The organism is Actinoplanes oryzae (genome assembly GCF_030757795.1).
Lineage (GTDB): Bacteria > Actinomycetota > Actinomycetes > Mycobacteriales > Micromonosporaceae > Actinoplanes.
Map to the genome: position 1 here is coordinate 20751 of NZ_JAUQWH010000025.1, position 20075 is coordinate 40825.

Annotated in this window: 20 protein-coding genes; 9 read left to right on the plus strand and 11 right to left on the minus strand. The window is 72.2% G+C overall.

Going from position 1 to position 20075, the window contains the following annotated elements:
* Window positions 1-74: 74 nt before the first annotated feature.
* Together RBH18_RS11475 and RBH18_RS11480 are read right to left on the minus strand one after the other, a co-directional pair.
* Window positions 75-2252, minus strand: coding sequence for a bifunctional glycosyltransferase/CDP-glycerol:glycerophosphate glycerophosphotransferase (locus RBH18_RS11475; protein WP_306206723.1), 2178 nt, complete (start codon window positions 2250-2252; stop codon window positions 75-77).
* A complete protein-coding gene (locus RBH18_RS11480; protein ID WP_372338903.1) occupies window positions 2249-4117 on the minus strand; it encodes a DUF5941 domain-containing protein in 1869 nt (622 codons plus the stop codon). The genes RBH18_RS11475 and RBH18_RS11480 overlap by 4 nt, the downstream gene beginning before the upstream one ends.
* A 292-nt stretch (window positions 4118-4409) precedes the next feature.
* Here RBH18_RS11480 and RBH18_RS11485 point away from each other — a divergent pair, with 292 nt between their 5' ends.
* The 5 genes from RBH18_RS11485 to RBH18_RS11505 are packed head-to-tail and all read left to right on the plus strand — an operon-like array spanning window position 4410 to window position 7786.
* Window positions 4410-4595, plus strand: coding sequence for a PspC domain-containing protein (locus RBH18_RS11485; RefSeq protein ID WP_306206727.1), 186 nt, complete (start codon window positions 4410-4412; stop codon window positions 4593-4595).
* 22 nt (window positions 4596-4617) lie between these two features.
* Entirely contained in the window at window positions 4618-5625 is a 1008-nt protein-coding gene (locus RBH18_RS11490; RefSeq protein ID WP_306206728.1) for a sensor histidine kinase, read from the plus strand.
* Complete coding sequence (locus tag RBH18_RS11495) at window positions 5622-6272, plus strand: response regulator (RefSeq protein WP_306206730.1); 651 nt, start codon at window positions 5622-5624, stop codon at window positions 6270-6272. The genes RBH18_RS11490 and RBH18_RS11495 overlap by 4 nt, the downstream gene beginning before the upstream one ends.
* A 54-nt stretch (window positions 6273-6326) precedes the next feature.
* The gene (locus tag RBH18_RS11500) at window positions 6327-7124 is read left to right on the plus strand and encodes an ATP-binding cassette domain-containing protein (RefSeq protein ID WP_306206733.1); all 798 of its coding nucleotides are present in this window, start codon (window positions 6327-6329) and stop codon (window positions 7122-7124) included.
* On the plus strand, window positions 7121-7786 hold the full coding sequence (locus tag RBH18_RS11505; RefSeq protein WP_306206735.1) for a hypothetical protein: 666 nt from the start codon (window positions 7121-7123) through the stop codon (window positions 7784-7786). Before RBH18_RS11500 ends, RBH18_RS11505 begins: the two co-directional genes overlap by 4 nt.
* A 48-nt stretch (window positions 7787-7834) precedes the next feature.
* Here the strand turns inward: RBH18_RS11505 and RBH18_RS11510 are convergent, their stop codons facing one another.
* The 7 genes from RBH18_RS11510 to pdxH form a co-directional block, all read right to left on the minus strand.
* Window positions 7835-8602 carry a DUF4230 domain-containing protein gene (locus RBH18_RS11510; RefSeq protein ID WP_306206737.1) on the minus strand — a complete coding sequence of 256 codons (768 nt, stop codon included), beginning with the start codon at window positions 8600-8602 and terminating at the stop codon, window positions 7835-7837.
* Window positions 8603-8702: 100 nt separating this feature from the next.
* Window positions 8703-9863, minus strand: coding sequence for an acyl-CoA dehydrogenase family protein (locus RBH18_RS11515; RefSeq protein ID WP_306206738.1), 1161 nt, complete (start codon window positions 9861-9863; stop codon window positions 8703-8705).
* A gap of 9 nt (window positions 9864-9872) precedes the next feature.
* A complete protein-coding gene (locus RBH18_RS11520) occupies window positions 9873-10166 on the minus strand; it encodes a type II toxin-antitoxin system VapB family antitoxin (RefSeq protein WP_306206740.1) in 294 nt (97 codons plus the stop codon).
* A gap of 96 nt (window positions 10167-10262) precedes the next feature.
* Window positions 10263-10892 (minus strand): nitroreductase family protein, encoded by a 630-nt coding sequence (locus tag RBH18_RS11525; protein WP_306206742.1) that lies wholly within the window; start codon window positions 10890-10892, stop codon window positions 10263-10265.
* Between the two features lie 4 nt (window positions 10893-10896).
* Window positions 10897-11826 carry an aldose 1-epimerase family protein gene (locus tag RBH18_RS11530; RefSeq protein ID WP_306206744.1) on the minus strand — a complete coding sequence of 310 codons (930 nt, stop codon included), beginning with the start codon at window positions 11824-11826 and terminating at the stop codon, window positions 10897-10899.
* Between the two features lie 9 nt (window positions 11827-11835).
* Window positions 11836-13146 carry an MFS transporter gene (locus tag RBH18_RS11535; RefSeq protein ID WP_306206746.1) on the minus strand — a complete coding sequence of 437 codons (1311 nt, stop codon included), beginning with the start codon at window positions 13144-13146 and terminating at the stop codon, window positions 11836-11838.
* A complete protein-coding gene (pdxH, locus tag RBH18_RS11540; RefSeq protein ID WP_306206815.1) occupies window positions 13143-13769 on the minus strand; it encodes a pyridoxamine 5'-phosphate oxidase in 627 nt (208 codons plus the stop codon). The genes RBH18_RS11535 and pdxH overlap by 4 nt, the downstream gene beginning before the upstream one ends.
* Window positions 13770-13964: 195 nt before the next feature.
* Between pdxH and RBH18_RS11545 the strand changes: the two genes are divergently transcribed.
* The 4 genes from RBH18_RS11545 to sepH all read left to right on the plus strand — a co-directional run bounded on the left by RBH18_RS11545 (window position 13965) and on the right by sepH (window position 18834).
* Window positions 13965-15071 carry a citrate synthase 2 gene (locus RBH18_RS11545; RefSeq protein ID WP_306206748.1) on the plus strand — a complete coding sequence of 369 codons (1107 nt, stop codon included), beginning with the start codon at window positions 13965-13967 and terminating at the stop codon, window positions 15069-15071.
* A gap of 29 nt (window positions 15072-15100) precedes the next feature.
* The gene (gene serC, locus RBH18_RS11550; protein ID WP_306206750.1) at window positions 15101-16222 is read left to right on the plus strand and encodes a phosphoserine transaminase; all 1122 of its coding nucleotides are present in this window, start codon (window positions 15101-15103) and stop codon (window positions 16220-16222) included.
* Window positions 16223-16283: 61 nt separating this feature from the next.
* The gene (locus tag RBH18_RS11555) at window positions 16284-17519 is read left to right on the plus strand and encodes a pyridoxal phosphate-dependent aminotransferase (protein WP_306206751.1); all 1236 of its coding nucleotides are present in this window, start codon (window positions 16284-16286) and stop codon (window positions 17517-17519) included.
* 250 nt (window positions 17520-17769) lie between these two features.
* Complete coding sequence (gene sepH / locus RBH18_RS11560; RefSeq protein ID WP_306206753.1) at window positions 17770-18834, plus strand: septation protein SepH; 1065 nt, start codon at window positions 17770-17772, stop codon at window positions 18832-18834.
* A gap of 115 nt (window positions 18835-18949) precedes the next feature.
* Here sepH and thpR read toward each other — a convergent pair whose 3' ends face one another.
* Window positions 18950-19420: an RNA 2',3'-cyclic phosphodiesterase gene (thpR, locus tag RBH18_RS11565; RefSeq protein ID WP_306206755.1), complete on the minus strand. Its 471-nt coding sequence runs from the start codon at window positions 19418-19420 to the stop codon at window positions 18950-18952.
* 25 nt (window positions 19421-19445) lie between these two features.
* Window positions 19446-19958: a hypothetical protein gene (locus tag RBH18_RS11570; protein WP_306206817.1), complete on the minus strand. Its 513-nt coding sequence runs from the start codon at window positions 19956-19958 to the stop codon at window positions 19446-19448.
* Window positions 19959-20075: the final 117 nt, after the last annotated feature.

Sequence of the window (20075 nt, forward strand, 5' to 3'; positions counted from 1 at the left end):
TGCGAAGATGGCTTAGCGTGACCATCCGCATCGGCGAATGCCATCGGGCGAACGGTCATTGTAAATATCCCCAGCTAAGAGGCCGCTTCTCCGAGCAGGACCCGGCGCACGACGCGCTCGGCGGCCTTGCCGTCGTCGAGGTAGCAGAACTTCGCCCGGAAGCGCGCCCGCTGCGCCGCCGCGGCCGGTCCGGCGTACTCCCCCGTGAGGAAGACGTCGGCCAGCTGGTCGAAGGTGGTCGCCACCGTGCCGGGCGGCAGCTCCATGAGGTCGAAGTAGACCCCGCGCAGCTCCTGGTAGACCTGCCAGTCCGGCGCGAAGACGACCAGCGGCCGGTCCAGCACCGCGTAGTCGAACATCGCCGACGAGTAGTCGGTCATCATCACGTCCGCGGCGAGGTAGAGATCCTCGACGATCGGGTACGCCGACACGTCCACGATCCGCCCGCGCGACTGCTGCGCCTGGTGGTCCGCCGCCACGTAGAAGTAGTGCGACCGGACCAGCAGGACGGTGTCGGGGCCCAGCCGGTCGGCGAGCGCCTCGACGTCGAGCACCTCCCGGCCCGGCGGCAGCCACTCGCGGTGCGTCGGGGCGTACAGGATCGCCCGCTCGTGCGGCCGGATGCCCAGCTTCGCCCGCAGCGCGGCGACCTCCTCCTCCGACGCCGTGACCAGCCGGTCGTTGCGCGGGTAGCCGACCTCGAGGGTCTCGTGCCGGCACGGGTAGGCCCGCTCCCACGCGATCGTGGTGTGCGCGTTCGCGGTGACGCTGAAGTCCCAGCGGTCCGCCCGGCGCATCTGCGCCTCGAAGTTCTGGTCCTTGGCCGCCGCCGGGTGGTCGGCCTGGTCCATGCCCATCATCTTGAGCGGCGTGCCGTGGTGGGTCATCACGTGCGTGGTGCCCTCGCGCTTGACCACCCAGTTGGGCCAGTTGACGTTGTTGATCAGATAGCGCGCCCGGGCCAGCGCCCGGTAGTACTCCGGGGTGCCGGCGACCACGTAGTCGACGCCCGGCGGCACGAACTTCACCCGCCCCTTGCCGACCACCCACACGTTGCGGACGTTCGGGGCGATCTCCGCGGCCTTGCGGGCGATCGCGGCGGGGTTGCACGTCACCCCCCGATACCAGTACGCGGCGTAGAGCGCGAGATTCTGGTCCACCGGCTGCCGCAGCTGCAGCTTGTAGTAGGCGCGCAGCAGCGAGTCCCGGCCCTTCTTGGCGACCCGCTTCGCCCGGGTCAGCGGCGCGTTCTTCGCCTTCCGCGCCAGCCGCACGACGCGCTGGGTCCGCATGACGTTCCGGTACGCCTTGAACGACCCCTGCGCGATGGCCCGGTGCCGCAGCGTGTTGGCCCGGCCCGTCACGGCGTACCCGGAAGCGGGCTTGTAGCGCTTGTAGTCCTCGGCCATGCGGGCGAAGAAGCGCTCGCGGGACGACTTCTTGACCCGCTGCGCGTTCTTCAGCACGACCAGGTAGTGCCACATCATCCGCTGGAACATGAGCGGCCGCAGCGCCTCGGCCCGCTCCCCGGCGAACTTGTCGACCAGGGCCATCGCGTGCCCCCAGTGGTCGAAGATCTCGAAGTGCCGGTCGTCGAGGGTGCGCGTGATCGCCCCGGTGCGCCGCTGCCGGTAGTGCACGCAGATCCGGCCCAGGGCGCTGATCCGCTCGGCGGCGGCCATCAGCGGGAACGTGTAGGAGACGTCCTCGTACCAGCCGGTCTCGAACCGCAGGCCGAGCCGGAGCAGCAGATCGCGGCGGACGACCTTGTTCCAGGCGACGTGCAGCACCTCGAGGATCGGCGGATAGGCCAGGGCCGAGAAGGTCTCGGGCGCCTCGGTCAGGATCCGCGACGCGGCGGGCACGGTGACCCGGCCGTCCCAGTGCACCCGGTCGAAGCCGACGACCAGCACGTCGGGCCGGCTCGCCGTGAGCCTGTCCGACACCGCGGTGAGCGCGCCCTGGGCCAGCCAGTCGTCGCTGTCGACGAACCAGACGTACTCGCCGATCGCGTGGTCGAGGCCGGCGTTGCGGGCGTGGCCCAGCCCGGCGTTCTCGGCGAGCGTGACGACGCGGACGCGCGGATCGCGGGCCGCGTACTCGGCGAGGATCGCGCCGCTGTTGTCGGGCGAGCAGTCGTCCACGGCGACGATCTCGAAGTCGGTGAAGTGCTGCTCGAGCAGCGAGTCCAGGCACTGGCGCAGGTATCCCTGCACCTTGTAGACGGGCAGGACCACACTGAGCAGGGTCATCGGCTTCCTCCGGAGCGCCAGTCGGTTACGGCCCCCGTGAGGAACTGCACGCCGACGACCACGGCGAGCAGCAGCTCCCCGGGGGCGGCGACGCCCGCCAGTGCGAAGAACACCAGCAGCACGACCCGGCCGTCCCACCCGAGCAGCGCGCGCTTGGCGTGCGGGTCAGGAGCGCCCTTCTCCATCCGGGCGGTCAGGTCGTAGTGGTGCAGCGCCAGCACGAGGAGCAGCGCGAACACCACGGGCGGCGGCACGTCGCAGATCATCGCGACGGCCACCACGAGCAGATATTCCAGGGCCCGCAGCGCGGCGGGCACCAGCCAGTCGAGCGGGCCGTCGTGCGCGGCCCGGGCCGTCCCGCCGGCGCCGAGCAGGGCCACCACGAGGACGGGCAGGAGCCAGAGCGCGGCGCCGCCGGCCCGGACGAGGTCGAAGCCGCCCGCCGCGAAGCTGGTGCCCTCCGGCCGCAGCGCCACCAGCGCCAGTGCCGCGAGCGCCGCCACGGCCGCCCCCAGCAGCGGATGCGGGAGATTCGCGGCGCTCAGCGTGCCCCGGACCAGCCGGCCGTCGTCGCGGTGGCGCGAGGTGTCGACCGTGCTGAGCACGCCGACGCGCATCGAGACCGAGCGCAGGGACCGCAGACCCAGCGTGTACGCGAAAGCGAGCGCCCCCCACCCGAGCAGCGCGGCAAGGGCGACCCGGCCGTCGAAGACCGCCGCCGCCACCGCGAGCAGCGCCCAGCGCTCGCCGATCGGGAGCACGACGATCCGCTTGAGCCAGTACGCGATCGAGCCCGTGTCCGCCTGCACCTTGTTCGACGCGCGGCTGAGCCGGGCCCCCATGCCGCCACCCGCGTCGGCGTTGCCGGCCGTGCCGACGGCCTGCCGGGCGGCCGCCTCGTCGTGCAGGGCGCCGTACCAGGTGTCGGTCATGTGCCGGACGGTCTGCAGCAGGATTGCCGCGATCGCCATCGGCCACGCGAAGCTCAGGCCTATCCGGTCGGCGCCCGCGGCGAGACCGGCGTAGACGATGTACTCCTTGAAGCGGTCGGCCATGGTGTCGAGCCACCCGCCGAACGCCCCGAAGTTGCGGGTGTAGCGGGCGAGCTGGCCGTCCACGCAGTCGAGCACGAAGCCGAGGTAGAGCAGGACGGCGCCGGCCACCAGCGCCGAGCGGGACGCCTGCCAGAAGAGCAGCGCCGCGACCACGGTGAAGAGCACGGACACCGCCGTGACCCCGCTCGGCGTCAGGCGCAGGCGGGCGCACAGCTTCGTGACGAGCGGCGACCAGCTGCTGACCGCGTACGTGGTGAAGAAGTCGTCCTTCTCCTTGACCGCGAGGCGGAGCAGGGCCTTGTCCTCGTCCACCTCGGCCACGGAGGCGAGCGCGGCGGCCAGCCCGGCGTCGTCGTGCACGCGCTCGGCCCGCAGCAGCCGCACCCGGGTCGCCAGCGGGACCAGCCCGGCGTCGAGCAGGACGGGGAGCAGGGCGTCGACCGCGCTGGGCGCCCGGGTCAGCAGATCGGTGCCGCCGGCGCTCCGGGCCGTCTCCGTGGCGCGGATCACCAAGGGGAGGTCGGCGGCCGAGACGAACAGCGCGCCGAGGAACCGGGTGGGACCGTCGGCGGCCGGCACGAGGCGCCCACGGTCCTCACGAAGGTCACCGCCATCGCCACTCTCCGTAGCCACGACCAGGGCCGTGCTGCGACCGGCGGGCTCGGTGGCCAAGGTCCACAGCAGACTGGGGTGGGCCACCAGGTCGTCGGCGCAGAGGAGCAGCGGCTCGCCCGACCGCGCCAGCTCGCCGATCTGTCCGAGCATGTCGGAATCGCCGAGACGGATCACCCGGGAGGCCCCCGCCGACATCAACGCGGCCTCGAGCCCGTCAGCCAGCGACCGAGCGGCCTCCGGACTGAGATCGTTGCCGGCGCTCCCGCACAACACGGCGAGCGTCACCGAGGCACCCCTCCCACATTTTTACCGCCCGAAGTGGCAGAGAGTAGGGGGCGGAATTTGCCCCGATGTTAACAGTGCCTTCCGCTCGGGTACGGGGAGCCCTTACGGGAACGTGAGCCGCTTTCTCCCCCTCGCGACCGAGGGAGGGGTGGAAACGGGTGCATACCGTGGAAAGCACCCCAGCTGAAGGAGTGAGCTACAGATGACCGCCCGCCGACTGGCCCGGCCCCGCGACGACCGATGGATCGCGGGTGTGTGCTCCGGCCTGGCCCGCCGCTTCGGCATGTCCTCCGGGGTGATGCGGCTGATCTTCATCGTGTCGATCCTGCTCCCCGGTCCGCAGTTCCTCATCTACCTCGCACTCTGGATCGTCCTGCCCAACGAGTGACCGCTGCGTTACCGTTTCTGCCGTGCTCCGGCGATTCCTGCTCGACACGGCCGTAGCGGTCTTCGTCACAGCGATCTTCTGGCTGCCCGTGGCTCGTGCCACGGGCAGTCCCGTTTCCGGCCTGCTCCTGGCCGTGGTGACCGGCGCGGCCGTGGTGCTGCACCGCCGGCGTCCCGGCCTCGCCACCCTCGTCACCGCGGCGGCGACCGTGCTCGGCACGGCGCTCGGCCTGTGCCGTGACCCGATGCTCGCCACCGCCTGGTGTCTCTTCACCCTCGCGCTGACCCGGCCGGTGCGGCACCCGCTACCGCTGCTCGGGGTGCTCGCCGCCGGCCTCGGAGTGGTGGCCGCGGTGCCCAGCGGCGATCCGGACGGGCTCGGCCGCCAGGCGCTGCTGTCCGTCGTCGCGCTGACCGTCGCGTGGCTGCTCGGCACCGCGATCGGACGGCAGGTCGCCGCGGCGCGGGAGGCCGAGCGCGCCCGGGTGCACCTGGCCGTCGCGCGGGAGGTCCACGACGTCGTCGGGCACGCTCTCGGGGTCATCGGCGCCGAGGCGGGCGTCACCCGGGCGCTGCCGGACGCCGGCCCCGGGGAGTTGCGCGACACTCTCGCGGAGATCGAGAGCCACGCGCGGGAGGCGTTGACCGAGGTACAGACGTTGGTCCGGGGCCTGCGCTCCCCCGCCCGGCTGGACGACCTGCTCTCCTCCGCCCGCAGCGCCGGGCTGGTGGTCGACGCGCGCATCCGCCTGTCCCGGCCGCTCGACCCCGGCGCCTACCGGATCGTGCAGGAGTCGCTGAGCAATGTCGTCCGGCACGCGCCGGGCGCCGCGTGCCGGGTCGACGTGCGGGACGGCCCGGGCGCCGTGGAGATCGTGGTCCGGGACGACGGGCCGGGCTGCCCCGGCGACCTCGGCCTCGGCTTCGGCCTGCGCGGCATGCGGGAGCGGGCGGCGCTGGCGGGCGGCACGGTGACGTGGCGGAACCACCCGCGCGGCGGCTTCGAGGTCCGGGCCCGGCTGCCGCGATGATCAGCGTCTTCCTCGCCGACGACGACGCCGGGTTCCGGGCGGCGTACCGCAAGCTCTTCACGCGTACGGACGGCTTCCGCCTGCTCGGCGAGGCCGCCGACGGTGCCGAGGCGGCCCGGCTGGTCGCCGCGCTCCGGCCGGCGGTGGCCCTGCTCGACGTGCAGATGCCCGGGGCGGACGGGCTCACGGCGGCGCGCGCGATCCTCGCCGGCACGGCGACGCGGGTCATCATGCTCACCACGTTCGACCTCGACGAGTACGTGCACGAGGCACTCGCCCTCGGAGCCGCCGGCTTCCTGCTCAAGAACGCGGCTCCGGCCGAGGTGCTGCATGCCGTGCGTACGGTGCACGCCGGTCACGCCACGCTCGCTCCGGAGGTCACGACCCGGCTCGTCGGGCAGTTCACCCCCCGGCCCCGTGCCCGGCGGCACGAGTTCGCCGGGGCCGTGCTGTCGGGGCGCGAGCTGGAGGTCGCCCGGCTCGTCGCCCGCGGCCGCACCAACCAGCAGATCGCCGACGAGCTGTTCCTCAGCCCTGAGACCGTACGGACGTATCTGAGCCGGATGTTCGCCAAGCTGGACGTGCGCGACCGGACGCAGCTGGCGGTCCTCGCCACGGAGGCCGGGCTGCTCTACGACCCTCGCTGATTGTCGCGTTCCGGGGGACACGCCTCGCCGCCGCCGGGCCGCATGCTGGCCACCGTGACGGTACGGCTGCGCGAGGTCGGCAAACGCTACGGCCGGGGACGGTGGATCCTCTCCGGCGTCGACCTGACCCTGCCCGCCGGCGAGATCGTGCATGTCGCCGGCGGCAACGGCGCCGGCAAGTCCACCCTGCTGCGCCTGGCCGCCGGGGCGTCCCACCCCACCCGCGGCACGGTGAGCGGCATCCCGCCCGTCACCGGCTATGTCCCGGACCGGTTCACCAGCGCGGACGCCATGTCCTCGGTGGCCTTCCTGACGCATGTCGGCCGGATCCGCGGGCTCGGGAGCCGGGCGGCGACCCGGCGCGCCCACGAGCTGCTGGACCGCCTGTCGCTGGCGGGTGGCCCGCACACGCCGATGCGCGCGCTGTCGAAGGGCAACGCGCAGAAGGTGGCGCTTGCCCAGGCGCTCATGGTGCCGCCGGCGCTGCTGGTCCTCGACGAGCCGTGGTCCGGCCTCGACACTCCGGCGCACGCCGTGCTCGCGTCGATCCTGCACGAGGTACGCGACGCCGGCGCCGCTGTGCTGCTGACGGACCACCGCTCGGGTGCGCACGGGCAGGCCACGATCTCGTACGGCCTGGTGGACGGCGCTCTGCACCGGCGCGCGACCGGATCGGCGCCGCCTGCCCGGATCCGGCTGACCGGTCGCGGATCTGTGGACTGGCCCGGGGTACGCAGTGTTGCCACGGCGGCGCACGGGGTCGAACTCGACGTGGACGACGCCCGCGTCGACGACGTGCTGTTCCGCGCGCTGGCCGGCGGCTGGTCCGTGACGGCGGTGACGCGCCCGTGAGGCATCACGTCGCGCTGGTTCGCTCCGGGCTGGCGGCCATGCTGCACGGCCAGCGCTATCTGGCGCCGTTGCTGCTGCACCTGAGCGTCCTGTCGATCTTCACCGTCAACGACATCGGCCCGCTGACCGGCAGCTATGTCGTCGCCGCGGGCAGCCTGCTCGTCGCCTCCTGCTGGCTCACGATCACCATCCGCAACCAGGAGGACCCGGCCCGCCGAGCCGTCAGCACCGTCACCGCGGGCGGGCCCGGTCGCCTGCTCGCCGCCGAGATCGTCCTGGCCCTGCTGACCGGCCTCGCCCTGCTGCTGGGGGGAACCGTCTTCCCGATCGTCGCCGGCGACCACGTCGTCACCCCGGCGGCCGTGACCGCCGGCGTCCTGGCCCAGGCCACGGCCCTCTGCACCGGCATCGCGGTGGGCCTGCTCTGCGCGCGCCCGCTCGTCCCCCGGCCCGGCTGGTCCCTCCTGACGGCCCTGCTGGTGATCGGCGCGATCCCGCTCACCCCGGGCCTGCCGCCGATCAACCCCATGCTGAAACTCCTGAGCAGCACCCGCCCGCCGGCCGCCCAGCTGCCCGCCCTCGTCACCCACCTGACCGTCGCCGCCACCCTCCTGACCGCCGCGGCCCTGGCCACCGACCGCCTCGCCCGCCGTCGCACCTGACCGCTCGGGCCTCGGCCTTGGAGGTGGTCGCTCGCCGTGGCCGGCGGGTCAGGGGTTGGCGAACTCGACCGTCACCGTCGTGTAGCCGAGCCGCCCGAACAGGCTCTGCAGCATCTTCTCCGTGTTCTCCCGGGCGCGCTGGTCCAGGCCGCTCGCCCGGGCCGCCTCGGTGATGCGCTGCTGAGCCAGCTGGTAGACGCGCTGCTGCTGCCCGGGGTCGCTCTTGAAGGCGTCGCCGATCCGGTTGAGCAGGCCGCGCTCCTCGGCCACGACATAGCTGCGCTGCATGTCGAGGGCCGCGTCGCCCTGGGCCGGCGGCGGCAGCTTGATCGTCACCTGCTTGGCGGCCTCGTCGACCGTGAGCGCGTCCGTGGCGAGGTTGCTGAAGTCGACGTAGGACTCGACCGTGCCCGCCCCGACGAAGAGCGTGCGCTGGTTGACCAGGAAGTCGGGGATGTTCTCCTTGTTCTCCTGGAGGTCGACGATCACCTGGAACGAGCCGTCCGCGGCGACATAACGGCTCAGGTCGCGCATCGACTGGAGCAGGACGGGCTGGCTGCGGTCGGTCGTCTTGTCGGAGAACGGGTTGTCGAAGCTGGGCAGCACGTTGACCGCGCGCAGGCCGAGACAGGCCGCCACCATCAGCGCGAACACGACGAGCGTGAAGATCAGCAGCCGCGCGAACCCGCTCATGCCCCGGGCGGCCGGCGGCGGGTCGGCCGGCTGCGCCGGATCGGCGGGCGCGACGGGTGGCGCCGGGTCCACGGCAGCCGGCCATTCCTTGGTGGGCTCGTCGACGTCAGGCTTGTCGGCCATCGGGGACACCCCTTCCTCGCAAGCAGCACCAGGGGGACCGCTCCTGCGATCCTTGGTACCCACCGTAGAGACCCGGTACGACAATTTCGCCGCGAAAAACCTACGCGAACGCGTTCAGCCCGGTCAGCCGCTGCCCGATGACCAATTGGTGCACTTCGGACGTGCCCTCGTACGTCAGCACGCTCTCCAGGTTGTTCGCGTGCCGCAGCACCGGATACTCCCCGCTGATGCCGTTGGCGCCCAGGATCGTGCGGCACTGGCGGGCGATCGCCAGCGCCTCGCGCACGTTGTTCAGCTTGCCGACGCTGACCTGCTCGGGCCGCAGTCCCCCGGCGTCGGCGCGCCGGCCGAGGTGCAGCGCCAGCAGACAGCCCTTCTGCAGCTCGACGGCCATGTCGGCCAGCTTCGCCTGGGTCAGCTGGAAGCCCGCGATCGGCCGCCCGAACTGCTCGCGCGCGAGCGCGTACGACAGGGCCGTCTCCAGACAGTCCCGCGCGGCCCCCATCGCGCCCCAGATGATGCCGAAGCGGGCCTCGGTCAGGCAGGACAGCGGCGCCTTCAGGCCGGCGGCGAGAGGGAGCCGGGCTTCCGCGGGCACCCGCACCTCGTCGAGGGCGATCTCCCCGGTGGCCGACGCCCGCAACGAGAGCTTCCGGGTGACCTCGCGCACGGAGAAGCCGGGTGATGACGTCGGCACCGCGAAGCCCAGCACGCCGTCGTCCGAGCGCGCCCAGATCACGGCCACATCCGCCACCGGCGCGTTGGTGATCCACATCTTGCCGCCGGTCAGCACCCAGTCGGCGCCGTCACGCCGCGCGCGCGTGGCCATGTTCCCGGGGTCGGAGCCGTGATCCGGTTCGGTCAGCCCGAAGCAGCCGATCAGCTCGCCGGCCGCCATGCCGGGCAGCCAGCGCTGCTTCTGCTCCTCGCTGCCGTACCTCCAGATCGCGTACATGGCGAGCGACCCCTGCACGGACACCAGCGAGCGCACGCCCGAGTCGGCCGCCTCGAGCTCCTGGCACGCGAGGCCGTACTGCACCGCGGTCGCGCCGGCGCACCCGTACCCCGAAAGATGCATGCCGAGGAGGCCGAGCTTGCCGAACTCGAGGGCCAGCTCGCGGACCGGCACCGTGCCGCGCTCGTACCAGTCGGCCACCCGCGGCCGGACCAGGTCGTCGACGACGCGCCGGGTCACCGCCCGGATGTCGCGTTCCTCGTCGGTGAGCAGATCGTCGAGATCGAGCAGGTCGAGGGAGGACATCCCCCCAAGCTAATCGATGACCAGCACTCTCGCGTGGATCTGGTTGCGCTGCTGCAGGGCCGCGCGCAGCGCCCGGTGCAGCCCGTCCTCGAGATAGAGCGCGCCGTTCCACTCGACCACGTGCGGGAAGAGGTCGCCGTAGAAGGTCGAGTCCTCGGCCAGCAGCTTGTCGAGGGCCAGCTCGCGCTTGGTGGTGATCAGGTCGGCCAGCCGGATCGGCCGCGGCGGGATCTCCGCCCACGACTTCAGCGTCGTGTGATGCTCGGGGTACGGCGCACCGTCCCGCACGGCTTTGAAGATCACGATGGCACGCTCCCCTCCGGTCTCACGTCACGGCCGTACCCGGCGGACAAGCGGATACCCATGTCAGCCTAGCGAGCCGCCGCCGTATCGACGACGTCAGACAGCATCCCCGGGGGACGCCGGTCGCCCGGCCCACCGGCCATGATGCACCACTTCGTCCACCGGGCGGTGCCCCCGGCGCAGTGACGGTGACCTCTTGTCCGGCGCCGGATAGCCGACAGCCACGGTGCCCACGGGCGTGAATTCGTCCGGAACGCCGAAAGCCTCCCGGAATGCCCCCACCTTGTCGGCCGGCACGCCGAAGAAGAGCGAACCCAGCCCCTCGTTGACGGCCGTCAGGTGGATGAGCAGCGCCGCCATGCCGGTGTCCACGTCCCAGTACGGCACCGGCCAGCGGTTCTCGTCCCGGTCGGACCAGCCCTTGTCGGACTCGGCATAGCGGTCGAGATAGACCGACTTGTTCGACAGGGCGACGATCAGCAGCGGCGCCTGGCTCATCCGGCGCATCCAGTCGTCCGCGCCCGGGCCGAAGGAGGTCACCGACCAGTAGCGCTCGCGATCGGCCGGCGCCGACAGCACGAGGAAGCCCCAGCCCTGCGAGAAGCCGGCCGACGGCGCCCGCAGCGCGTGCCGCACGAGCTTGTCGACGAGCTCCGGCGGCACCGGGCGGTCCGGGTCGTACGTGCGGACCATCCGGCGCCTGCGGAGGACCTCGTCGAACTCCACGGGGTCAGGCCCCGGCCGGGCGGACGCCCCAGGAGGCACGCCAGGTCTGGCCCGGCTCCAGCACGATCAGGTCGCGCCCCGACCGGTACGCGTCCGGCGGGCACGTCATCGGCTCGATCGCCACGGACCGGCGGAAGCGCTCGCCGTGCAGCGTGTCGCCGGTGAAGACCTGCCACCACTTGAAGTTCTCGTCGCCCCACACGGTGACCGACCGGCTGCCGTCGGGCGCCGCGATCGTCACCGAGGAGCTGCCGTCCTCGTCCGGGACCAGATCACCCCACGTGGTGTCGAGCACCGCGGTGCCGATCTTGCGGGGCTCAATGTAGTCGAACTCCGTGCCGGCGACCTTGACCGCGCCGATGGGCAGCAGCCGGGTGTCCGCCAGGATCTTGCTGCGCCCGGGCACCCGCAGCAGGGTCTCGTCGACCGCCACGCCCGGCAGCTGCAGGTAGGGGTGCACGGAGAAGCCCCACGGCGCCCGGCTGCCGCTCGTGTTGACGACCTCCTGGTCCGAGCGCAGGCCGGCGGCGGAGACGCTCCACCGGGTCCGCAGCGTCAGCGACCACGGGTAGCCGGTCTGGGCGGGCAGGTCGTACTCCAGGGTGACGCTGTCGGCGGCCTGCTCGGCGAGGTGCCAGCGGGACCAGTTGACCAAGCCGTGGATGGCGTTGTGCCGGGCGGGCTCGGTCAGCGGCAGCTGATAGGTCGTTCCCTCGAAGGTGTAGTGCCCGTCGCGGATGCGGTTGGGCCACGGGGCGAGGATCGTGCCGGCCGAGGCGGGCGTCATCTCGTCGGGCGAGAAGCCGTCGAGGACCTCGTGGTCCCCGGCCGAGTAGCCGCGGAGCACGCCGCCGACCTCCACGACGGTGGCCTTGTGGCCCTCCGCCTCGATGGTCCACTGGGTTCCCGACTTGGCGGCGACGACGTTGGTCATGGGCAGAGATTAACCCTTCACTTCTTCGGCGGACGGCGGACGGTATCGAAGGAGGGCGGGGAAGGCCGCTGCCAGCACGACCGCCAGGCCCGCGGCCACGAAACCACCGCCGGCCCAGGAGGCGGCGGGGCCCGTGATGTCGGCCGTCGCGCCGGCCCGCAGGTCGCCCAGGCGGGGACCGCCGGCCACCACGACGGTGAAGACGCCCTGCAGCCGTCCGCGCAGCCTGTCCGGGGCGTACACCTGCAGGATCGACTGCCGGTAGACCGCGCTGACCAGGTCGGCCGCGCCGCCGACCGCGAGCAGCAGCACCATCAGCCACAGCGAGTGGGCCAGGCCGGCGAAGCCGATGGCGACGCCCCAGCCGACGACGGCGATGACGAGCGCCACGCCCTGCCGTCTCACCCGGCCGATCCACCCGGAGGTGAGCCCGCCGACCACGGATCCGAGCGCGATCGCGGCGAACAGCCAGCCGACCGCCGAGCCGCCGCCGAAGCGCTCCGCGGCGATCTCCGGGAACAGCGCCCGCGGCATCGCGAAGACCATGGCGACGATGTCGACCGCGAAGGAGAGCAGCAGCACCGGCTGGGTGACCAGGAAGCGCAGGCCCACGAGCACGCCGCGGAGCCCGGCGTTGGGCTTCTCCGCCGACTCGTCGTGCTCGATCGGCGGGATCGACGGCAGCTTCCACGTGGCCCAGAAGGATATCGTGAAGAGCAGGGCATCCACCGCGTACGCCACCGTGACGCCCGTGTCGGTCGACCACGCCCCGAGGATCAGACCCGCCGCCAGCGGCCCGAGCACGCCACCGGCCGTGGTGGCCGTGTAGTTGAGCGTGTTGGCCGACGGCACGAGGTCCTTGGGCACGATGCGCGGGATGATCGCCTGCCGGGTCGGCGAGCTCACCGCGAAGCCGGCCGACTGGATCGCGGTCAGCACCAGCAGCAGCACGCCGCTGTGCACCTGCAGCAGCGCCTGCGCGAGCAGCCCGACCGTGGAGAGCCAGGCGAGCGTCGAGCTGGCGAGCAGCAGCTTGCGGCGGTCGACCACGTCGGCGGCCGCGCCGCCCCACAACCCGAAGATCAGCAGGGGTACGAGACCCGCGATGCCGAGCAGGCCGACCCACGCCGACGAGTGCGTGATCGCGAACATCTCGACCGGTACGGCCACCGAGGTGAACTGGAACCCGAAGAAGGAGATCGAGTTACCGACCCACATCCGCCTGTACGCGACCCCGCGCAGCGGCCGGGTGTCGATGACCCAGCTGCGCTTCCTCTCCACCGTCTCCTGCGCGGCGGCCTCGACGGGCTCCTGGGTCACGGGTGGAGCCTCTCGACGACCCAGCGCTGCCCGTCGAGCCGGTAGCGGAGCCGATCGTGCAGGCGGCTCGTGCGCCCCTGCCAGAACTCGACCGTCCCGGGGACGACGCGCAGCCCGCCCCAGTGCGGCGGCGCCGGGATCTCGCCGGCCTCGCCGAAGCGGGCGGCGGCCGCGGCGTACGCGTCGTCGATGGTCTTGCGATCGGGTGCGACCCGGCTCTGCTCGCTGGCCCACGCGCCCAGCTGCGAACCCCGCGGGCGGGTGGCGAAATACGCCTCGGTCTCGGCGCGGTCCACGCGCTGCACCTGGCCCGCCACGATCACCTGACGCTGCATCGGGTGCCAGGGGAAGACCAGGCTCGCGTACGGGTTCGCGGCCGCCTCGGTGCCCTTGCGCGACCCGTAGTTGGTGAAGAACGTGAAGCCCCGCGCGTCCCACCCCTTGAGCAGGACCGTCCGGGAGCTGGGGCGGCCGGCGGCGTCCGCGGTCGCCACGATCATCGCATTGGGCTCGGGCAGCCCGGCGCCGAGCGCGTCGGCGAACCAGCGCTCGAACTGCTCCGGCCAGGTCGCGGCGAGATCGGCCTCGAGCAGCGGGGCGTGCTCGGTGTAGTCACGCCGCATCCGATCGGGTGACGCTGGGTGGGAAGTCACGAAGGTTCCTTTTCCTGCGGGTCGCCCTACGAACCTAGATCGCCTCCGCGCGGGCGGCTCCTCCGCGAGGATAGGTGTCGCGGAGAGCACATTTCCGTGAGTCGGATGTCAGGCAAAGATGAACCAACCCCCGGCCGGTCCGGCCGACGCGCTCAGGGAGGCATCGTGTCCGATTTCAAGCCGGGGCTGGAGGGCGTGATCGCCTTCGAGACCGAGATCGCCGAGCCGGACAAGGAAGGCGGCGCCCTGCGCTACCGCGGCGTCGACATCGAGGACCTCATCGGGCAGGTCTCCTTCGGCAGCGTGTGGGCGCTGCTGGTCGACGGCCGGTTCGGCCCCGGCCTGCCGCCGGCCGAGCCGTTCCCGGTGCCGGTGCACTCGGGCGACATCCGCGTCGACGTGCAGTCCGCGGTCGCGATGCTCGCGCCCTACTGGGGACTGTCCCAGCTGCTCGACGTCGGCGAGGAGCAGACCCGCAAGGACCTGGCCCGGGTGTCGGTCACCGCGCTGTCCTTCGTCGCCCAGGCCGCGCGCGGGCTCGGGCTGCCCGCGGTCCCGCAGAAGGACATCGACAAGGCGCAGACCGTGGTCGAGCGGTTCATGAAGCGCTGGCGCGGCGAGCCCGACCCCAGGCACGTCAAGGCCGTCGACGCCTATTTCATCTCGGCCGCCGAGCACGGGCTCAACGCCTCCACCTTCACGACCCGGATCGTCGCGTCGACCGGCGCCGACGCGGCCGCGTGCATCTCGTCCGGCATCGGCGCGCTGTCCGGCCCGTTGCACGGCGGTGCCCCCTCGCGCGTGCTGCACATGATCGAGGCCGTCGAGCGCAGCGGCGACGCCGAGGCGTACGTGAAGGGTGTCCTCGACCGGGGCGAGCGGCTGATGGGTTTCGGTCACCGCGTCTACCGGGCCGAGGATCCCCGCGCGCGCGTCCTGCGGCGCACGGCCAAGGAGCTGGGCGCCCCCCGCTTCGAGGTCGCCGAGGCCCTGGAGCGGGCCGCCCTCGCCGAGCTGCGGGCCCGCAAGCCCGACCGCGTGCTCGCCACGAACGTCGAGTTCTGGTCGGCCGTGGTGCTCGACTTCGCCGAGGTGCCGGCGCACATGTTCACCTCGATGTTCACGTGCGCGCGGGTGGCCGGCTGGAGCGCTCACATCCTGGAACAGAAGAAACTCGGTCGCATCGTGCGCCCCAGCGCGCGTTATGTAGGACCGAGCCCCCGCAAGCCGCAGGACGTCGAGGGCTGGGACTCGGTCCCGCATAACCTGTAGCTGCCCAGTCACCTCCGGAAGGACCCCCCGTGACCGACCCGATCCGCATCCCCGACGACCTCAAGCCTGTCGACGGACGGTTCGGCTCCGGCCCGAGCAAGGTCCGGCCCGCCGGCGTCGAGGCGCTCGCCCGGGTGGCCACCACCTACCTGGGCACCTCGCACCGGCAGCGGACGGTCAAGGACGAGGTCGCCCGGCTGCGCGCCGGCATCGCTGAGTTCTTCGCCGCCCCCGACGGCTACGAGGTGATCATCAGCAACGGCGGGACCAGCGCCTTCTGGGAGACGGCAACCTTCGGCCTCGTCCGGGAGAAGGCGCAGTTCGCGGAGTTCGGCGAGTTCGGTGCCAAGTTCGTCAAGGCGGTGTCCGACGCGCCGTTCCTCGCCGAGCCGACGGTGCACCGGGCGCCCGGTGGCGGGGCGGCGTTCCTGACCGCCGAGGCCGGGGTCGACACGTACGCCAGCGTGCACAACGAGACGTCGACCGGCGTCGCCGTACCGGTGCAGCGGGTGGCCGGGGCCGACGCCGGTGCGCTGCTGCTCACGGACGCGACCTCGGGTGGCGGCAGCCTCGACGTCGACCTGACCCAGACCGACGTCTACTACCTGGCCCCGCAGAAGGCGTTCGGCTCCGACGGCGGTCTGTGGATCGCGCTCATGTCGCCGGCCGCCATCGAGCGGGCCCATGAGATCAAGGCCTCGGGCCGCTACATCCCGCAGTTCCTCGACCTGGTGACCGCGATCGAGCAGTCCCGCCTCGAGCAGACCTACAACACCCCGGCGCTGGCCACGGTCTTCCTGGCGGCCGAGCAGGTCGAGTGGATGAACGCGCAGGGCGGCCTCGGCTGGGCGGTCAAGCGCAGCGCGGAGAGCGCCACCGCGATCTACGGGTGGGCCGACCGGTCGTCGTACGCGACCCCGTTCGTCACCGACCCGGCGCTGCGCTCCCACGCGGTCGCCACGATCGACTTCGCGGAGGGCGTGGACGCGGCGGCGATCGCGAAGGTGCTCCGGGCCAACGGGATCGTGGACACCGAGCCGTACCGGAAGCTGGGGCGCAACCAGCTGCGCGTGGCGCTCTATCCGACGGTCGACCCGGCCGACGTCGAGGCGCTCACTCGATGCATCGATTACGTGGCTGATCGTCTCTGAACTCTCCGGCGGTGCCGCCCGTACTGAGGGGCGGCACTGTCGCCGGAGAAACGGAGTCGCCATGGCACGGACGGGAATCGACACTTCGATCCTGCACAAGGGTGCGCACAGCGCGTCCTACTTCGACCTGGCACGCAGCGCCGGCGAGGGCGTGGAGATCGTCGACTTCTGCATCCCGTGCAACCCGTACTTCCCGACTCCGGAGATGTTCGACGAGCTGTCCCGGGACCTCAAGAACATCCTGAAGTACTACCCGAGCGACTCCGGCAGCATCACGAACAAGCTGGCCAGCGTGCTCGGGCTGCACCCGCAGACGGTCGCGATGGCCAACGGCTCCACCGAGCTGATCACGTGGATCGACCACCTGCTGATCAAGGAGAGCATCGCGATCCCGATCCCCACCTTCGGCCGCTGGACCGACCAGCCGCTGGAGACGGGCAAGCGGGTCGACATGTTCCCGCTGCAGGAGCGCGACGGCTTCCGGCTCAACCTGGACGACTACGTCGGCTTCATCCGCGACCGTGGCTCGCGCGTGGCCGTGGTCTGCAACGTCAACAACCCGGACGGCTGCTACCTGCCGCGCCGGGACGTCGTGCGGTTCATGGACCAGCTCGCCGACCTCGACCTGGTCGTCATCGACGAGTCGTTCATCGACTTCTCCGACGCCGAGCAGTACCCCTCGGTCGGTCCCGACGCGGTGATCCGGCCCAACGTGGTCGTCCTCAAGAGCCTGGGCAAGAACTTCGGCCTGCACGGCATCCGCTTCGGCTACCTCATGGCCAACCCGGCCATCGCCGGCAAGATCGGCAAGGCGCTGCCGAAGTGGAACCTCAACTCGCTCGCCGAGAAGGTGGTCTACATGATCAAGGACCACGAGGCCGAGTACGAGGACAGCCTGCGCCTGCTCAGCCGGGACCGCCGGGACATGGGCGCCGAGCTGGAGCGCGTGCCGGGCCTGACCGTCTTCCCGTCGCAGGGCAACTTCATCCTGGTCAAGCTGCCGACCGAGTGGTCCGGCACCGGGCTGCGCGACTATCTCGTGGCCAACCACGGCGTCTACACCCGGGAGTGCGGCAACAAGCTCGGCATGACCAGCCAGTTCATGCGGCTCGTCGTGCGCCCCGCCCGGGACGTCGACCGGCTGATCGACGGGATGATGGACTACGGGCGGCAGTTCCGGGTGCGGCCGGCCTACGAGCCGTCCGGCGGCTACATCGACGACGTGCCCGACAACCTCGTGCAGTACCCGTCGCACCGGGCGACCGAGTACTCGAGCCGGCGGGTGGTCAACGGCTGAGGCTTGTCAATTCCCTCGTACGGTGGGAGTTGCCACAGTCCGGCCCCACTTGCCGGTCTGCCCTGGTGGCGCCGGGATCCCGGACGTATAAATGGGGTTGGTTCCGGGAATTCGTAAGATCATCTTCGCAGGTCAATGAGTTCGACGGCGTGGCTTACCACCATAGGGTGACCAAGGCGCGTACGGTGTCTGGAAACGCGCCCGGGTGGCTGACTCTCGGGACAGGCCAGCGACGGGACGGAGGCAACGCATGCGGCCGGTACGCTTCGTCGCCCTCTCCGAGGACGGCCAGGCCCTGGTGCTCGCCGACGAGGTCGGCCGGCTCCTCGCCCTGCCCATCGACGACCGGGTCAGCGGCGCCCTGCACCACGAGGGCGGCGCGCCCAGCGCGACAGGCACCGTGGTGGCGGTGGCCACAGCGGATGCCCTGGCGTCGCTGTCACCGCGCGACATCCAGGCGCGCATCCGGCAGGGCGAGTCCGCCGAGGACGTCGCCCGCATCGCCGGCGTGCCCGTCGACCGCGTCCTGCGCTATGCGGGCCCGGTGCTGCAGGAGCGCGCCATGCTCGCCCAGCACGCCCGCCGCACCCGGCTGAAGACGTCCGACTCGGGCGCGCCGCTGGCCGAGGTGGTCGACAGCCGGCTCGCCCAGCACGGCATCGACACCGAGAAGATCTCGTGGGACGCGTTCCGCCGCGACGACGGCACCTGGCGCATCGTCGCCACGTGGCCCTCCGGCAAGGCGACCGCCCAGGCGATGTGGGACCTCGACAAGGGCCGCCAGGTCGTCTCGCCCCACGACGACATGGCGCAATACCTGTGCGCCGAGCGCCCGACCCCGATCCTCGGCCAGGAGCCCGCTCCCGAGCGCGGCGAGCGTGGCGGCCACGGCCTGCCCACCCCCGCCCGCGCGGAGCAGCCGTCCCGCGGCCGCGGCCTGCCCGCCACCGACGCGCCCCGGCCCACCCGCGACCCGATCCGGGCCGGCCGCGACGCGCTGCTGGCCTCGCTCGACCGCCCGCTCGACAGCGACCGCCCCGGCCGCTCGCTCGGCCCCGCGGCGCAGGAGACCACCCGTCGTCCGGTCGCCGGTGGCGCTGCCGCGCTGCTCGGCGGCGGCGCCGGGTCGGCCTTCGACGACGACGCCGACCTCCCCAAGGAGGTCCCCGCCGTGCCGAGCCTCGCCGTCCTGCGACCCCGCCGCACCGGCACCGAGCAGACCGACGCGGACGAGTCGGCCAAGCCGCGCAAGCGCCTCCCGAGCTGGGACGACGTGCTCTTCGGCGGCGGCCCCGCCGCCCGCGAGAGCTCCTGAGCCCCGCCGCCCGCGAGAGCTCCTGAGCCCCGCCGCCAGCGAGAGCTTTTGAGCCCCGCCGCCGGCCGGGCGCCACCGCACGCACGATCCGCTCCTCGGCCGATCAGCGGAAGCTTCACCAGCTGCCCAGTGATCGGTAGACGCCCCGGTCACTGTGGACGAGCGTGATCTCCTCCACGGCCCACCCGGGCCCGGCATAGTCGGCGAGCGCGCTCGTCAGCGCGTCGTCCCTGGCGTAGGCGACGGTGAGATGCGGTCGGAACGGCCGTTCGTCGGTCAGCTCCACCGCGTCCCGCACCGCGGCGGCCAGGTCGTCCAGCTCACCCTCGACCCCGGCCCACGTGACGCGGCGGGCGAAGTCACCACCGCCGCGCAGCCGCAGCTCGCGGCCCTTCGGCACGGCCACCCCGGCCAGTCGCGCTCGCAGGGCCGGCAGCCGCTCCTCGGCCACCTCGCCGAGGAACGCCAGCGTGACGTGCCACTTCTCGACCGGCGTGAGCTTCGCTCGGGGATGCCGCCGCCGCAGATGCCGGCTCAGATCACGGCGCGCGCTCTCCGGCGGGTACAAGGCCACGAACAACCGCATCCCGCCACCATCGCACGGCTGCCGCTCAGCGCAGCTTCATCCCCGCAGCTGTCAGCTCCTCCTCGACCCGGAGACGTTCCAGCTCGAGGTCCATGCCGGCGAGGGCGGACAGCTGGTGGCGCACGCCCAGCGCGTCGCTGGCCAGCGACAGCCGGTCGTCGTACGCCCGCAGCACCGCATCCCGCCAGCGCACCGACTCGCAGCTCGGGCCGCTCAGCCGCTGGCGTCCCAGCCGGCGCAGGTCGGCGGCCACCTCCTCGATGCGGGGCCGGGCCGCGGGCACAGGCGCCCAGGAGGGAGCGCCCATCCACTCGTCCAGCACGCGCAGCGTCACATCGTCGGCGGGCAGCAGACATCCCGGCGTCCGGCCGGGAGGCGGCAGGCATTCCGGCGTCCGGCCGGCGGGCGGCAGACATTCCGTCGTCCGGCGGGCGAGCACCCGCCGCACGGCCCGCGTCTCGAGGCGGACGACGGCCGCGAGGATCGGCAGAAGCGCCGACACCAGGAGCGCCGTCGAAAGCACGCCAATGTGCGTCATTGCCACGGACCGACGCTAAGGCTTCCGGAAGGAGAACAGACAGAGCCATTCGGATGACTTGACCTGCCAGAATTCGCCGCGCACCGGGCTCTTGTCCCCCGCGGGCCAGGGCGCTTC